Source organism: Paenibacillus sp. FSL R10-2736 (assembly GCF_038000245.1).
Classification (GTDB): Bacteria; Bacillota; Bacilli; order Paenibacillales; family Paenibacillaceae; genus Paenibacillus_AQ; species Paenibacillus_AQ phytohabitans.
The window spans coordinates 948653-964316 of the sequence record NZ_JBBOBN010000001.1; the positions used below are offsets into that span (position 1 = coordinate 948653).

The window sequence follows — 15664 nt, forward strand, 5'->3', positions numbered from 1 at the left end:
GCTTGGAACAGCCTCATCCTACAAGGGGGCCGCTATGGGTAATGATGATTACAAGGACAAAATTGAACAGGCAAGGCAGGAACTGAACAAACTAGCCCTGGAACACGGGATGCAGGATGTAAGGGTGCTTCGCCAATCGGTAAAGCTGGATGCGCTCCTCAATGAATACAGTGATTGCAATACAGAGAAGGACGACCAGCTTTATTAGAGAATCAAAGAGCAGCTTTGTAAATTCAAAAGACACTTTAACGGCAGATGTGCCGCTAAAGTGTCTTTTTTGATTGTATAGGAAAGTAGGATATTCGTCTGTTGTGGATCAATTTCTTTGGAATTTGGAGCAGGTCCGTCTGAAGGGCAAATGTGTTCTTGTATCAGGAATTCCACTGAATCCCCGGAAGCCGGAGGCTTGGGAAATTAAAGGGATAAATCCCTCTGCTGATTTCGACGGACGCAGGCCCAAGGCAAGAATGAGGGGCAAAAGTGCCCCTGAATCCGCCGAAAGTGGGCAGCAGGCAAGAATGAGGAGCAAAAGTGCCCCTGAATATGCCGGATGTGGGCGGCAGGCGGGAATGAGGGGCAAAAGTGCCCCTGAAGGCAGGAGAAGATCAAAGGGATAAATCCCTCTGATTCCGCCGAAAGAGGGCGGTAGGAGAAAATTAAAGGGATAAATCCCTCTGAATCCGCCGGATGCGGGCGATATGAGGAAATTAGAGGGATAAATCCCTCTGATTCCGCCGAAAGAGGGCGGTAGGAGAAAATTAAAGGGATAAATCCCTCTGAATCCGCCGGATGCGGGCGATATGAGGAAATTAGAGGGATAAATCCCTCTGATTCCGCTGAAAGTGGGCGATATGAGGAAATTAGAGGGATAAATCCCTCTGCTGATTTCGCCGGACGCAGGCCCAAGGCAAGAATGAGGGGTAAAAGTGCCCTTGATTTTACCGGCGGCTGCCCCAAACAAAAGTAGTCAGAATAGAGCAATGTGAGATGGGCTTAAAATCTACATCAGCTGCACCGGCTGCATAGCTCCAGCCTAATTCACCTGCTAGGGTGATTTTGTTCTGTTATATGTCCGAAGCATCCGAAGCATAATCATCTCCCAGCAGCTCACGGAGCATTCTCTGCCGGTCGGTCATGAAGGCCCGCGTCACCGTATAGTGGTCTGTGTCTTCCAGAGCCACAGGCGTAATGCTCTCTCCCTCCAGCAGGAAGATATCCGCACCCGGATAGGACATCAGAATCGGGGAGTGAGTAGCGATGATGAACTGGGAGTTCTGTGCTGCCAGCTCATGCATCCGCACCAGCAGCGACATCTGCCGCAAGGGGGACAAGGCCGCCTCCGGCTCGTCCAGAATATAGATGCCCTGTCCGCCGAAGCGGTGGACGAAAGTGGAGAAGAAGGATTCTCCATGGGACTGCTCATGCAGAGAATTGCCGCCGTAGGAGTCTTTGATGGATCGCCCAGCCTCCGGGTCCTCGTCCAGCTCATCGATATAAGTAGCCACATTGTAGTAACTCTCCGCACGCAGGAAGAAGCCGTCCTTCGGCCGCTTGACCCCTTTGGCAATCCGCAGGTATTCATAGAGACTCGAATGCGAGGCTCGGGTGTTAAAAGAGAAGTTCAGCGTCCCGCCCTCCGGATTGAACCCCCAGGCGGCTGCGATTCCCTCCAGTACAGTCGATTTTCCTGTTCCGTTCTCCCCTACAAGAAATGTGACCTGCTTCTGAAAAGCAATCCGCTCCAATGCCCGCACCACCGGCAGGTTAAACGGATAAGTATCAAAGGAAGGCACCTGTTCACGAAGCAGGTCTACATGGCGGAGATAGAGCATCGGGTCATACATCGAACTCATTTCTAAATCCCTCCTCTTAGCCGGATAGATGGAAAGCTGTTTCTTCGATTCTATATGAATTTTGGGGTGCCCGCAAAGGACCTGACTAAAGGCTTCGGCGCTCCCCCTCACTTTCCGGGGAACTGGAGTGGATGAAATCTGCAAAGGTTCGGGCCATGCGGGCGAAAGACAGGGGGCATGTGCCAATTTCGCCGTGATACAGACAGATGTCCATGAGGCGGATGCTGACTCCGCATATAGTACACTGTCTTGAGAATATGACGGGGCAGGGTGAAGGCCGTGAAAGCAAAAAATAGAAACGTGCGTCCGCGGGATTACCGTGACGGTTACACGGAAGGATACCGTCTCGGCTTGTGTGAAGCCGTGAAGCGTCTGAATTCTCCTGTAGTGGGTGCATGCCGGCCGTTTAAGCTGATGTATGTGCCCCAAGGGTTTCAGGCGATAGACACGGGAGTAACAGAAGCACTGCGGCAGCTGGTTAGTGAGCTAATTATCTGTTCTCCGGAGACCATGCTGGAGGTGGCAGCGCGTGAGTCGCCGGGAGCGGTGCTTGTGATGAACGGGCTGCATGTGTTTCCCGAGAATCATCTGGAACAAATTACGGAAATAAGAAAATTGGGTATTCCGGCAGCGATCTGGTTTGTGGATGACCCGTATTTTACCGAGGACACATCAGTCATTTGCCGGCACTATGATTACGTGTTTACACACGAACTGGGCTGCGTGGAATTCTACCGTTCCCTGGGTGTGACTTCGGTGCATTACCTTCCGCTGTGCGTCAACCCGCAGATGTTCTACCCGCGCCGTACCGGACCGCAGTATCAATACGATGTTGTATTTATCGGCAATGCCTTCCGCAACCGGACGGAGCTGTTCGATGAACTGGCCCCGTTCCTCCGCGGCAAGAAGGTGCTGATCGCCGGCGGCTTCTGGGAACGGCTGAACACCTTCGAAGAACTGTCTCCATTCATCAAAAGCGGCTTCATCCCTCCCGAGGAAACGGCCAACTATTACAGCGGTGCCAAGCTTGTCATTAATATTCACCGTCCGTGGGAAGGCGGGCAGGACAACAGGAATACCTTCCAGCTGCCGTCCCTCTCCATTAATCCCCGGACCTATGAGATCAGTGCCTGCGGAACGATGCAGCTGACCGACATCCGCGAGGACCTGGGCAGCCACTACCGTCCGGGTCATGACCTGGAGACCTTTGCTTCTGCCGACGAGCTAAAACGCAAAATTGACTATTACCTGAAGCATGAGCAGGAGCGCCGCAAGTATGCGCTGCGGGGACTGCAGACGACACTGCGCCACCACACGTTTACCGCGCGTCTGCCTCATTTGCTGGGAGTTCTTGCTGCACAAGGGTGAAATCCATTATGGGATAGAAGGAGCGAATAAACATGAATAATCAATTTATAATGCCTGCGCCGCCTCTGCCGCGGACCCCTGCGGAAGAGCAGAAACTGAGTGGCCGCCTTACCGGCTTCAAGGTCGGATACGACGAAGGGTACCTGCGCGGACGCCTGGCGATTCTGGATGGCCGGCCGGAAGAACCGCTTCCCGTACGCAATATCCATGTCATGTATGTGGCTTCAGGCAAAGGGTATCCGTATTCTCCGCTTGATGATGCGGTACTCTTCGCCCTGCAAAGACTGACCGCGCAGGTAACAATTACGGATGTACGCCAGAATCTGGTGGAGCTGGCTTCGGCCCAGCGTCCGGATCTGGTCCTGGTCCTGGACGGTCTGGATTTACCGCTGGATCAGGTCGCCGTTCTGCGCGGCAGAGGCATTAAAACTGCGATATGGCTCACCGATGATCCGTACTATACGGATTTCACCATGAAAATCGTCGCCCACTATGACTATGTATTCACTCTGGAGCGTAATTGCGTGGAGTTCTACCGCGGCCTCGGGTGCTCTGAAGTTCATTATCTGCCTTTTGCTGCCCACCGCGAGCATTACCGCCCGACTACCGGACGTTCGCCGGTCAGCCGCGATGTCAGCTTCATCGGGTCTGCTTACTGGAACCGGATCAATTTCTTCCGCGATATTATGCCGGAGCTGATGAGCTACAACACGGTGATTAACGGAATCTGGTGGGACCGTCTGCCGGAAGCGCCTATCTATGGTGACCGGATTGAGATCGGCAAATGGATGTCTCCGCAGGAAACGGCAGTCACCTACAGCGGTTCGAAGATTGTCATCAACCTGCACCGCTCCCACATTGATGAGGTAGCCAATAACAATACGTTGTATATTCCGGCCGCATCGCCGAATCCCCGCACCTTCGAAATCGCCGCCAGCGGCACGCTGCAGCTCAGTGACGCCCGGGATGACATGGGTTCCTTCTATAAGGTCGGGGAAGAGATTGACACCTTCTCAAGCCCGCAGGAAATGATGGATAAAATCCGTTTCTACCTGACGCATGAGGAGGAACGCCGGGATATGGCGCTGCGCGCTTTTGAACGGACCCTGAAGGACCACACCTACACCATACGCCTGAACCAGCTGCTGACGGTCATTTACGGCTAAATCCCCGCAGAACGATTGAAAAATGTGCGCATCACCGGGGACAGGTGTCGTGCCGGCATCTGTGCCCCCTCAATATACTGGATGGAGTACCGGGTTATGATGTTAGCCTGCCTGCGGCGGATATCCACCGGATGAAAGAAAGTAAAGCTTAGCGCATGCTCGTAAAACTTAAGATGATGCTTCCGGAGCGAGTTTCACACGAAGAAATGCTCTGTAGTGAATGCTTCGTAAAACTTTTAGGGAGGTGAATGGCTGCTCCACAGCCCTCGCGGGGGAGCGCCGAGACACCATGGCCGACAAAGCTACAATCGTCCTCTTTTCCCATGTTTCCAATACACGCAGTATTACGGGTGCGGAGAAGCTGCTGTTGTTCTTCAGCCGGGAGCTGTCTCCTTACTTTAATTGTATTCTCGTAGCCCCGCAGGACGGGAAGCTGACGCGCCTGGCTCGGAGCTACGGAATCAATGTCCAGCTGTTATCTATTCCGCTTGTCTATGGAATGTACACTCCATACGCAGGCCTTCCGGCAGACATCCGCAAGCTTCAGGAGAGCCGGGAGTACCAGGAGCTGAGTGACTGGCTTGCGGGTGTGCGCCCGTCGTTCATTATTTCCAGTACCTGTGTGCATGCTCTGCCGCCGATGGCAGCGAAATCACTGGGCATTCCGGTGGTGTGGAAGATCTCCGAGACCATTACGGATAACGAATTCACTCCGATCAGCGTGGAGCTGATCCATAACAACAGCGATGAGATTCTGGCCATCTCGCAGACGGCTGCGGCTTGCTTCCCCGAGGATATCCGTGAAGGCAAGGTGACCCAGCTCCCCCCGTCCTGGAATGAAACGGAAATGATGTTTGAAGCCTGGAGCAAGCTCCGGGGAGAACGGCGGAGTGAACTGAAGGTAGCGCCGGAGGAACCGCTGATCGGTTATGTCTCTTCCTTCATTAATAAAGAAAAAGGTCTGGAGCATTTCGTCAAAATGGCTGTCCTTGTGCATGAGCAGCATCCGGCAGCCCGCTATATTGTAGTGGGTTCCCCCGGAGACAAAAGCTACTATGAACGCTGTGTCCGCAAGGTGAAGCTGGAGGGGTTAACCTCCCGGTTCAGATTTGTCGGATATGAAGAATGTCTGCCCGCAGCCTACTGCGCTATGGATCTGCTGGTCGTTCCCAGCCTGATCCGTGAAGGCTTCGGCATGACGGCACTGGAAGGCTATGCCTTCGGCAAGCCGGTAGTCGCTTATGATTCCGGCGGCTTGCGGGAGATTCTGAACGCTGCGGGCTGCGGTGAGCTGCTTGTGCCTGCGGCCAACATCGGTGCGCTGGCCGAGCGGGTGAACACGCTGCTGGCCGCTCCGGCCATGGCGGCGGCCATTGGCAGCCTGGCGCGGGAACGCATCGAGGCCGTCTACGGCCCGGCGGCTTACCGCGCCCGCCTGTACGGCTTAGCGGAGAGGTGGCATCTCCGCTATTGCCTCGCGCCGCCGCAAGTCAGCGGCGCCGAAGAAGCCCCGCCCGCAGCTTCGCCGGCGGGCGGGGAAGATGCCCCCGCGGCAGAGGCGCCGCGGGTACGCCCCTCGCGCCGCGCCGCACGGCTGCGGGGCGCGAAGCTCCGGCGCGGCAGGCTGCGCCGCGCCAAGGCCCGGGCGCGCGCGGCGGGAACGCGCCCGCGCCGTAAGAAGCGCGCGGCAGGCTCCGCGCGCCGGAAGGCCAGCGGCGGCGGCAAGCACCGCCGCGCGGGCCATGCGCGCCGCCGGGGAAGACGGCGGCGCAAGGCGGGCTGAGGTCCGCGGGGGAGTCCGCGGACCGGCACTTTGCCGGCGCTGCGCCAGCCGCCGCCGGCATCGCATCCCTCAGAATCCGCACTACCCGCTGGAATCGCGCTAATTAGAGGGATAACTCCCTCTAAATCCGCTGCCCCCGCCGGAATCGCGCTAATTAGAGGAATAACTCCCTCTAAATCCGCTGCCCCGCCGGAATCGCGCTAATTAGAGGGATAACTCCCTCTAAATCCACTGCCCTCGCCGGAATCGCGCTAATTAGAGGGATAAATCCCTCTAAATCCGCTGCCGCCGCCGGAATCGCGCTAATTAGAGGGATAAATCCCTCTAAATCCGCTGCCGCCGCCGGAATCGCGCTAATTAGAGGGATAAATCCCTCTAAATCCGCTGTGCCCGCTGGAATCGCGCTAATTAGAGGGATAAATCCCTCTAAATTCGCCGCCCCCGCCGGAATCGCGCTAATTAGAGGGATAACTCCCTCTAAATCCGCCGCCCCCGCCGGAATCGCGCTAATTAGAGGGATAAATCCCTCTAAATCCGCTGCCCCCGGCGTAATCGCGCTAATTAGAGGGATAACTCCCTCTAAATCTGCACTACCCGCCGGAATCGCGCTAATTAGAGGGATAAATCCCTCTAAATCCGCCGCCCCCGCCGGAATCGCGCTAATTAGAGGGATAACTCCCTCTAAATCCGCTGCCCCCGCCGGAATCGCGCTAATTAGAGGGATAAATCCCTCTAAATCCGCCGCCCCCGCCGGAAATTGCGCCAATCAGGAGCACAAATGCCCCTGAATTTGCTCCACCCGCCGGAATCGCGCCAATCAGGAGCACAAATGCCCCTGAATTTGCTCCACTCGCCGGAATCGCGCCAATCAGGGGCACAACTGCCCCTGAATCCGCTCCATCCGGCGTAATCGCGCCAATCAGGAGCACAAATGCCCCTGATTCAGCTACAACCGCCGGAATCACCAGAATCAGGGGCACAACTACCCCTGATTCCGCCGCTCCTGGCAGCCAGTCCTTCACCGCCGCTGCGCCGGACCGGCTGCCAGCTCTGACAGAACCGCCTGCCCCTCCTTAAGGGCAGGCCATAATCAAAGGGGAGTGAACCCATGAAGATCATGACGATTTTGGGCACACGGCCCGAGATCATCCGCCTCAGCGTCATCATTCCGCTGCTCGATGAGCATGCGGAGCGGCATGTGCTGGTGCATACGGGACAGAATTTCACGGCCAGCCTCAGCGGGATATTCTTCGCCGAGCTGGGACTCCGCGCACCGGACTATGTGCTGCAGGATAAGCAGGCCGGACTCGGGGGCCAGCTGGCCGCCATGTTCGGGAGCCTGGAGAGCATCCTGCTTCAGGAGAAGCCCGACCGGATTCTGCTGCTGGGTGACACGAACAGCGCGCTGTGTGCAATCCTTGCCGAGCGGATGGGTATTCCTGTCGTACACATGGAAGCAGGCAACCGCTGTTACGATTTGAAAGTGCCGGAGGAGAAAAACCGCCGTGTCATAGATGCCGTCTCGACCATAAATATGCCTTATACCCAGCAGAGTAAAAGACATCTGCTCAGCGAAGGATTCCCCAGCCAGCGTATCGTGTTAACCGGCAATCCGATCCATGAGGTGATTACGCATTATGAGGAGCAAATCGGGTCCAGCGATATTCTGTCCCGGCTGAACCTTGAAGCAGGCCGGTATTTGCTGGTGACTGCCCACCGGGCCGAGAATGTCGATGATCCTGAATCCCTGCTCAAGATTATGTCGGGACTTAACCTTGTGGCTGAACATTATGGACTCCGCCTGATCTGCAGCATCCATCCGCGTACACGCTCCAAGCTTACGGAGCAGTTCCCGCTGACTATGAACCCGCTGGTGGAATTCCATGAGCCCTTCGGATTTTTTGATTTTGTCCATCTGGAGCGTAATGCCCTGTGCGCCATTACGGACAGCGGCACCGTTCAAGAGGAATGCTGCCTGATGGGGGTGCCGACAGTGACTATCCGCCGGACCACAGAACGTCCGGAGACGGTCGATTGCGGAAGTAATGTAGTGTCCGGCGTAGAGCAGAACAGCATTCTGCGCTGTACCCGGCTGATGACGTCGCTTAAGCCTGCTTGGGAGGCGCCGGAGGGGTACCTGACCCCCGATGTCTCGGTTAAAGTAGTTAAATTTCTGCTTGGAGGGAACCTGCATGTTCAATAATAAACGGATTCTGGTTACAGGCGGTACCGGTTCCTGGGGGCATGAGCTTATCCGGCAACTGCTGCCGCAGCATCCCAAAGAAATCATCGTATTCTCCCGCAGCGAGTCTGCACAGGTAGCCATGAGCCGTGAATTTGAAGATAAGCGCCTCAGCTTCGTCATCGGTGATATCCGTGACAAGGATGCCCTCGTGGCTGCATGCCGCGGAGTGGATTATGTGTTCCATCTGGCGGCGCTCAAGCATGTTCCTGTCTGCGAAGACCAGCCGTACGAGGCGCTGAAGACCAATGTGGTCGGCACGCAGAATGTGATCGAAGCAGCGATTGCCAACAATGTGGAAAAAGCGATCTACATCTCCACCGACAAAGCAGCCAATCCGTCGAACTTCTACGGCATGACCAAAGCGATCGGCGAGAAGCTGTTCGTATACGCCAACCTGATCGGTTCAGGCACCCGTTTTGTAACGGTGCGCGGCGGCAATGTTCTGGGGACGAACGGCAGTGTCGTCCACTTGTTTATGAAGCAGATCAAGGACAAGGGACAGGTGCGGATCACAGATATGAATATGACCCGCTTCTTCTTCACCCTGCGCGATGCCATCACGCTGCTGTTCAAAGCCTCTGAGGTCAGCATCGGCGGCGAGATCTTCGTTATGACCATGCCAACCTGCCGGATCGTGGACTTGGCCGAGGTACTGATCGAAGCTTCGGGCAGAAGAGATGTCAGCATGATCGAGGCTGGAATCCGCCCGGGTGAAAAAATCCATGAGATTCTCATGAGTGATTTCGAGAGCTTAACTACCGTTGTCTACGATGAGCAGTATCTGGTTATTCTTCCTACCCTGGATATGCCGGAGCTGAAGGAGCACTACCGCGAATACCCGCATGTGTCCTTCAACAGCTTCAGCTCGGAGAACAATCTGATGGATCAGGCAGAGATCAAGGACATTCTGATCCGGGGAGGGTTCCTCAAGTGAAGCTGCTTATCCTCGGCGGAAACGGTATGGCGGGTCACATGCTGGCGGATTTTTTTCGCCGCCAGGGCAAGCATCACGTCTTCCATACAACCCGGGATAAGAACGATCTTGGCGGGCTGTATGTGGATGCCGATGATATTGCCGGCGTAGAGAAACTGGTCGAAATCGTCTCTCCCCATTGCATTATTAATGCAATGGGTGTACTGAATCAATTCGCCGAACGTGACGTAATCGGCGCTTACCATGTCAACGGATTCCTTCCCCACCGTCTGCGGCGGGCAGCGGACAGCGTCCATGCCCGGCTCATCCACATCAGTACCGACTGCGTGTTCGAAGGAACGCGCGGCGGGTACACGGAAGAGGATGCCACTGACGGCACATCGGTTTATGCCATCACCAAAAGCCTTGGAGAAGTGCGTGACCCCGGCCACCTGACGATCCGCACCTCCATTATTGGTCCCGAAATCCGCTCCGGCGGCATCGGGCTCATGGAATGGTTCCTGGCCCAGAAGGGCCGGGTAACCGGCTATGAACGTGTGATGTGGAACGGAGTCACCACACTGGAGCTGGCCAAAGTGATCAGTTCCCTGCTGGACGCTGATCTGTCCGGGCTGATCCATCTGGCCCATCCCCGGCCGGTGAGCAAATATGAACTGCTGCAGATGATGCAGTCGGCGTTTCATAAGGAGGATGTCGAGATTGTCCCCGAAGGGGTCCATGTGCAGGACCGGACGCTGATCAGCACCAGAAGTGACGTGAACTTCGAATTACCGTCCTATCCCGAGATGCTTGCGGAGCTTGCAGACTTTATGCACGGCTCAGAGATGCCGACATGAAGGGCCGGAGGCTGCTGATAACCGGAGCCGCCGGCTTTACCGGCAGGCATGCCGTAGCTTATTTTGCGGCTGAGGGAGCTGAAGTGACCGCTGTGGTACGCCGCTGCGCAGCGGAAGCTTCCGTCTTCCCGGCAGGCGTTCAGCAATATATCTGTGATCTCGGCGACCGTAAGGCTGTCGCCGGGATGATTGGAGAGGTCATGCCGGATCAGGTGCTGCACCTGGCAGGCAAGAACTCGGTTCCAGAGTCCTGGCAAGACCCGCTGCTCTATATGGAGACTAATGTAATGGCTACATTGTATTTGCTTGAGGCGCTGCGTTTCCAGCCGGCCAGCCGTATCCTGGTGGCCGGCTCCCGGCTTAAGTACAGACCGGATTCCGCGGCAGGTCCGCCACATCCCTACAGTCTCAGCAAGACGCTGGAGGAACTGGTGTCGCTGGCCTGGGGGACGCTGTTCAAACAGCCTGTTCTGATGGCGGAGCCCTCCAATCTGATTGGTCCCGGACCGTCCACCGGCTTCTGTTCCTTACTGGCGCAGCATATTGTGCGCAGTGAAGCTGCGGCCGGCAGGGGAGAAGCTCCACCTGCCGCATTCAAGATCTCCTCGCGGCATGTGCAGCGCGACTTTCTGGATGTACGTGATGCCGTTAGAGCCTATAGCTATATTCTGGATCAAGGAGAGACCGGCAAGATCTACCGGATTGACTCCGGGGCGCAGCGGGAGCTTGGGGAGATTGCCGGGAAGCTGCTGGCTCATGCAGCGGCTCCGGTGGAGATGGACTGGGGACCGCAGCATGCGGAGGAAGGTCAGGCGGCTGCTTCCCCAGCATCTGCCGTTCCAGTGCAGCCTTCCTCTGCATCTGCTGATAGAGAAGTACTGCAGGAAGAACCTGAGGACAATGCCGCCGTTCTCGGCTGGAAGCCGGGGATCGGTCTGGACCGGTCACTTGCGGATATTATCGGCTATACAAGGGCCGGCAAGGAAGGAAGAATATGATGAAGCCCAGAGTATCGGTAATCATTCCCTTTTATAATTGCCCTTATATTGAGCAGGCGCTGCAAAGCGCCTTGGCTCAATCCTGGCAGCCTTATGAGATTATCGTGGTTGATGACGGATCATTCATGCATGCAGAGCGCATTACCCCATATTTGCCGCATATTCACTACCTGGGCAAAGCCAATGGTGGTACTGCCTCCGCACTGAATCACGGTATTGCCCATTCTACAGGGGATTATGTAGTCTGGCTTAGCTCGGATGATATGTTCTATCGTGACAAAATCAACAACCAGGTTCTGTTCATGGAGCAGAACCGTTTGCTGATCACGTACACGAATTTCAACTTCATTAACGGGGATTCGCAGCTGACCCAGCTGAACGCAGCGGCAGTGTTTCATAACCAGCTGGACTACTTACGCTGTTTCCTGCAGGGCAATCCCATCAACGGCTGCACCGTGATGTTCAAGCGGGAGATATTCGGAGCCATTGGCCTGTTCAATGAAGCTCTTCCGTACACTCATGATTATGATTTGTGGTACCGGGCGATTCTGAACGGATACCCTCCTATTATGCTCAATCAGTCTTTAACGGCCTACCGCCGGCATGACGGCATGGGGACGATCAAACATTATGATGTCATTATGGCTGAAGCCGCAGCGACCAATGCCCGCTATCATGCCCCGCTGAGCAGCCTGATCGCTTCCATGGGCGGCTAAGCAGGAGTAGAAATAAGAAGCGGGTGCAACTAATTAAGCCCATGCTTCCGAATTGAGTTTTGCGAAGAGAATTCAGGAAGTTGATGTTATCACAACTTTTAGGAGGGAAAGCATATGTACCGGGAAATAGAAGTGAAAGACTTCCTGCCGGTCCTGCTGGAGCAGCTGAAATTCTCCGAGAGTATCCTGGATATCGGCAGCGGTACCGGTACGCTGCTGGAACGATATGAAGCGGCTGTTGTGCTGGGGCTGGATATCCACAGACCTTATCTGCTGCACCGCAAATACAAATCCCCGCATATCATTCCGGTTCATGCCGATGCCAGCCATATTGATAAGCTGTTTCTGCCGGGAACATTCTCTGCGGTTACACTGATTGATTCCCTGGAGCATTTCTCGATGAGAGAAGGCACGGAGCTGCTGCGGAAAGCGGAGATCATTGCTTCGAACCGGGTAGTCGTATTCACGCCGCGGGGGTTCTTCCCGCAGGAGGGAAAGGATCATTTCAACCTGCACGGAGAGTATTACCAGAAGCACTGGAGCGGCTGGGAGCCTGAGGATTTCCTGAAGCTGGGCTACGCTGTAACCGTACTGAAAGGCTTCCATCATGCGGAGAATCCTTCATTCCGTGAAGCGTTTGGCGAGGATCATGCGCCGCTGGATGCTTTGCTGGCCTGCAAAACAGTATAAATTGAATCGGGAAGGAGGTGAGCGCATGATTCCAAAAACCAAGGTTTCGGTGGTGATTCCCTTCTATAATTGCCCTTATGTGGATTTGGCGGTGAAGAGTGTGCTGGCTCAGAGCTACCCGGACATTGAGCTGATCGTTGTCGATGACGGTTCTACACGCTATATGGAGAAGCTTGAGGCGTACAAGGACAATATTGTGTATATCCGCAAAACCAACGGCGGTACCGCCTCGGCGCTCAACATGGGAATCAAGGCGGCCAGCGGAGCTTATTTTGCCTGGTTAAGTGCTGATGACCTGTTCCACCCGGATAAAATCAAAAGGCAAATGGAAGCCATCCGCAGCTCTGGAACCTCCTTCAGCCATACAGCCTATTACTATATCAATGAGCTCGGAGAGCGGTTCTCGGGAGTCATCAGCATGCCGTTTCATAACAGGGGTGATCTCATTGAGACCATGATGTCGGGCTGTCCGGTGAACGGCAGCTCGGTTCTGCTCGACATGGAGATTTTCAATAAGGTAGGACGGTTTAACGAGAAATTCCTGTATACACAGGATTATGATCTGTGGCTGCGTATCCTGCCGCATTATGAATGGTCCTATATCGAGGAGCCGCTGCTGGATTACCGTGTGCACAAAGAGATGGGCTCTGTCATACACAGTGAAGCGCAGAACCGGGAGATTGCTCTGGTGCAGAGCAGGCATCAAGGCATTCTGACGCAGCTGCTGAGAAAGGAGAGAGGGAAATGAGACTGACATTCCCGATTCTGACGTTGTCCAGAGGCGGTGCGCAACGGATGCTGGCCGAGCTGGCCAACCGTCTGGCGGAAATTGGCCATGAGGTGGTTGTTCTTTTACCCAGTCACGGCATTGTGGAATATGAAATGAAATGCCCCATTATCACTGCACCGGCAACGGTGCTTACCGAAGATGATTTTCCATACGGGGATGTGATCATCTCCAACTATTATACAACGGTGCCGGTTGCAGAGCGGGCCAGTAAACAGGGCAAGGGGCTGCATATCCGGCTGGCCCTATGCTATGAGCCGACTTTTTTACCCAATAATAATCTGTCGTTCGCCTCTTATAATATCACCCGCAACCTGCTTGTACTCTCACGCTGGCAGCAGGAGATCGTACGGATTAATCATGGCATTAAGGGCAGAATTGTTCCGATTGGTCTAAACCCTGATTTCACTAATACCCATTTACGCGGCAGAGGCGGGAATAAGATTGTCGTCTCGGCCATTATGCGCCGTCCCGAGGGCGGGTTCTCCGGCCACCGGGAACAGGATTATCTGCTTCAGCAGCTGGACATAGTGAAACAGAGGCATCCTGAAGTGGAGATATATATTATCACGCCACCGTCGGAATATGCTTCCTCCGAAACGCTGCAAGCGATGCTTGGGGATGGACGGTTTCAAATACGTACTCCGGGTAATGATTCTGAGCTGTCGTATCATTATAATGAGAGCGACATTTTTGTCAGCTCCAGCACCTATGACACCGGCTCATTGCCGGGGCTGGAAGCTATGCGCTGCGGTGCCGCGCTGGTCACCGTATATTCCGGGGGCAATCTCGAATACTGTGTACACGGGCATAACTGCCTGATGTCGTACCGTTACGAGAACCGGTTGGCCGAGGATGTCTCTGCACTTGTTTACAATAAAGAGCTCCGTCAGCGTCTGGCCGCGAGAGGAGAGCTGGACTCGGGGCGTTTCACCTGGGAGAGAAGCATGCAGATCTTTCAGACTGAGCTGTTTGAGATTGTATCCAAACAGGGCGTATAACCCAAAAGAACCTTCAAAACCCGGAAGCTGTACGGGGTTGAGGGTTCTTTTTCATGTTATCTTCAGAAGATCGAGAAGGAATTCATCATTTCACGGAAGGAGTGGGCATACTGCTCGAATCCAAAACGGGATACCATATGCTGCCGGCCCTGCTGGCGGATCGCTTCACGCAGCGGAATGTTGTTCATCAGCTCCAGCCCTTCGTTTACAGCCGCTTCCAAATTTCCGATCGGGTAAAATTTACCCGTAATGTTGTGGGTAATAAACGATCTGACCCCGTCAGAATCGGTGCTAAGTACAGGACAGGTACAGCAGATGGCCTCAGCTACAGCATACCCGAAGCCCTCTGTGATAGAGCTTGACAGCAGGAATCCCCCGGAACCGGCGATGGATGAGTAATATACCGGCATAATATGATTCGGAATGTTGGTGAACACACTGAGGCGGTCTTTCAGGCCCAGGGATTGCAGTTCTCTGTTAAATTGCTCCTTCTGGTCATCTGCAGCGAGATCGGGATCATGGAACATCCAGAGATGAAGATCAGGCTTGTGGAGCCGGATCTGATGGGCAATCTTCAGATATTCACTCCAGTTCTTATTGGTTTCCAGCCGTCCTACCCAGGCGATGACCGGATCGCAGGGCGGTTCACCGGGGATATGCTGGAAGGACTGTACATCCACAATGTTGGGAATGACATAACGGTGCAGCCAGGGACAGATCTCGATAAACAGCTCCAGTAAATGATCTGTGGGGGGAATCAGTACGGCATTGCAGTAGGAGCGGAGAAAAGGTACAGAATCAATAATCAGATTCCTCGCATCACTGCGCTTGCCAAGTCCCTGAGATTCATATATCAGAATACGGCCATACCCCAACCGGCGCAGACGTTCCAGCAGTAAATAGTCTGAAGTTACAATAATGGCATCATAATTATGCGTATCCAGCACCGCTTTGATCTCTGCATCCACGGAAGTGATAAACACCGGGAAGTTTGTCTGGTTGTGGCTTCCGGACCCCGGCATGAGGTAGAGCACATGGCATTCGATGCCGCTTTTCTGAAGACTCTCACACCGCAGCTTGTTAAGTGTCTCTACCCCGCCGCTTGGTACATAAAACGTGAATAAAACCTTCAAGATCACCCCTCCTGACATTAACCTTGCGGAGAAACACAGTCTGCTGTTTATAAGATACGCCAAGTTTCACTTACGCGTGACGGTTAAAGGGCGATGTGCCAAATCCTTTCAGGATAGCTTGGCAGGGCAGAGGCCATGCTAAAGCTTGTTACGC

The 15664-nt window shown here is 54.6% G+C and carries 16 protein-coding genes; 12 read left to right on the forward strand and 4 right to left on the reverse strand.

The annotated features are described in order from the left end of the window. The first annotated feature begins 34 nt into the window (after positions 1-34). Positions 35-208, forward strand: a complete 174-nt coding sequence (locus NSQ73_RS04185; protein WP_171718320.1) for an aspartyl-phosphate phosphatase Spo0E family protein — start codon at positions 35-37, stop codon at positions 206-208. A gap of 856 nt (positions 209-1064) precedes the next feature. Here NSQ73_RS04185 and NSQ73_RS04190 read toward each other — a convergent pair. Continuing rightward, positions 1065-1844 (reverse strand): AAA family ATPase, encoded by a 780-nt coding sequence (locus tag NSQ73_RS04190; RefSeq protein WP_340989186.1) that lies wholly within the window; start codon positions 1842-1844, stop codon positions 1065-1067. A 279-nt stretch (positions 1845-2123) separates the two neighbouring features. Here NSQ73_RS04190 and NSQ73_RS04195 point away from each other — a divergent pair, with 279 nt between their 5' ends. The 3 genes from NSQ73_RS04195 to NSQ73_RS04205 all read left to right on the forward strand — a co-directional run bounded on the left by NSQ73_RS04195 (position 2124) and on the right by NSQ73_RS04205 (position 6170). Beyond that, entirely contained in the window at positions 2124-3221 is a 1098-nt protein-coding gene (locus NSQ73_RS04195) for a CgeB family protein (RefSeq protein WP_371916299.1), read from the forward strand. Positions 3222-3253: 32 nt separating this feature from the next. Further along, positions 3254-4387, forward strand: a complete 1134-nt coding sequence (locus tag NSQ73_RS04200) for a CgeB family protein (RefSeq protein WP_076247543.1) — start codon at positions 3254-3256, stop codon at positions 4385-4387. Positions 4388-4676: 289 nt separating this feature from the next. Then, positions 4677-6170: a glycosyltransferase gene (locus tag NSQ73_RS04205; RefSeq protein WP_340985471.1), complete on the forward strand. Its 1494-nt coding sequence runs from the start codon at positions 4677-4679 to the stop codon at positions 6168-6170. A 172-nt stretch (positions 6171-6342) separates the two neighbouring features. On the opposite strand, the gene NSQ73_RS04210 is transcribed toward NSQ73_RS04205, so the two are convergent. Then, the gene (locus NSQ73_RS04210) at positions 6343-6936 is read right to left on the reverse strand and encodes a hypothetical protein (RefSeq protein WP_340985472.1); all 594 of its coding nucleotides are present in this window, start codon (positions 6934-6936) and stop codon (positions 6343-6345) included. Further along, positions 6881-7192 carry a hypothetical protein gene (locus tag NSQ73_RS04215; protein WP_340985473.1) on the reverse strand — a complete coding sequence of 104 codons (312 nt, stop codon included), beginning with the start codon at positions 7190-7192 and terminating at the stop codon, positions 6881-6883. Before NSQ73_RS04215 ends, NSQ73_RS04210 begins: the two co-directional genes overlap by 56 nt. A gap of 86 nt (positions 7193-7278) precedes the next feature. Here NSQ73_RS04215 and wecB point away from each other — a divergent pair, with 86 nt between their 5' ends. The 8 genes from wecB to NSQ73_RS04255 all read left to right on the forward strand — a co-directional run bounded on the left by wecB (position 7279) and on the right by NSQ73_RS04255 (position 14377). Then, entirely contained in the window at positions 7279-8373 is a 1095-nt protein-coding gene (wecB, locus tag NSQ73_RS04220; RefSeq protein WP_340985474.1) for a non-hydrolyzing UDP-N-acetylglucosamine 2-epimerase, read from the forward strand. Continuing rightward, the gene (locus tag NSQ73_RS04225; protein ID WP_042139752.1) at positions 8363-9349 is read left to right on the forward strand and encodes a polysaccharide biosynthesis protein; all 987 of its coding nucleotides are present in this window, start codon (positions 8363-8365) and stop codon (positions 9347-9349) included. Before wecB ends, NSQ73_RS04225 begins: the two co-directional genes overlap by 11 nt. Then, positions 9346-10185 carry a dTDP-4-dehydrorhamnose reductase family protein gene (locus tag NSQ73_RS04230; RefSeq protein WP_340985475.1) on the forward strand — a complete coding sequence of 280 codons (840 nt, stop codon included), beginning with the start codon at positions 9346-9348 and terminating at the stop codon, positions 10183-10185. The genes NSQ73_RS04225 and NSQ73_RS04230 overlap by 4 nt, the downstream gene beginning before the upstream one ends. After that, positions 10182-11183, forward strand: coding sequence for an NAD-dependent epimerase/dehydratase family protein (locus NSQ73_RS04235; RefSeq protein WP_340985476.1), 1002 nt, complete (start codon positions 10182-10184; stop codon positions 11181-11183). Before NSQ73_RS04230 ends, NSQ73_RS04235 begins: the two co-directional genes overlap by 4 nt. Further along, positions 11183-11899, forward strand: a complete 717-nt coding sequence (locus tag NSQ73_RS04240; protein ID WP_042141602.1) for a glycosyltransferase family 2 protein — start codon at positions 11183-11185, stop codon at positions 11897-11899. Before NSQ73_RS04235 ends, NSQ73_RS04240 begins: the two co-directional genes overlap by 1 nt. A 114-nt stretch (positions 11900-12013) precedes the next feature. Next, positions 12014-12589 (forward strand): class I SAM-dependent methyltransferase, encoded by a 576-nt coding sequence (locus tag NSQ73_RS04245; RefSeq protein WP_042139748.1) that lies wholly within the window; start codon positions 12014-12016, stop codon positions 12587-12589. A 25-nt stretch (positions 12590-12614) separates the two neighbouring features. Next, positions 12615-13337: a glycosyltransferase family 2 protein gene (locus NSQ73_RS04250; protein WP_171718756.1), complete on the forward strand. Its 723-nt coding sequence runs from the start codon at positions 12615-12617 to the stop codon at positions 13335-13337. Beyond that, complete coding sequence (locus tag NSQ73_RS04255; protein ID WP_042139746.1) at positions 13334-14377, forward strand: glycosyltransferase family 4 protein; 1044 nt, start codon at positions 13334-13336, stop codon at positions 14375-14377. The genes NSQ73_RS04250 and NSQ73_RS04255 overlap by 4 nt, the downstream gene beginning before the upstream one ends. 62 nt (positions 14378-14439) lie before the next feature. On the opposite strand, the gene NSQ73_RS04260 is transcribed toward NSQ73_RS04255, so the two are convergent. Continuing rightward, positions 14440-15516 (reverse strand): glycosyltransferase family 4 protein, encoded by a 1077-nt coding sequence (locus NSQ73_RS04260; RefSeq protein ID WP_305954227.1) that lies wholly within the window; start codon positions 15514-15516, stop codon positions 14440-14442. Positions 15517-15664: the final 148 nt, after the last annotated feature.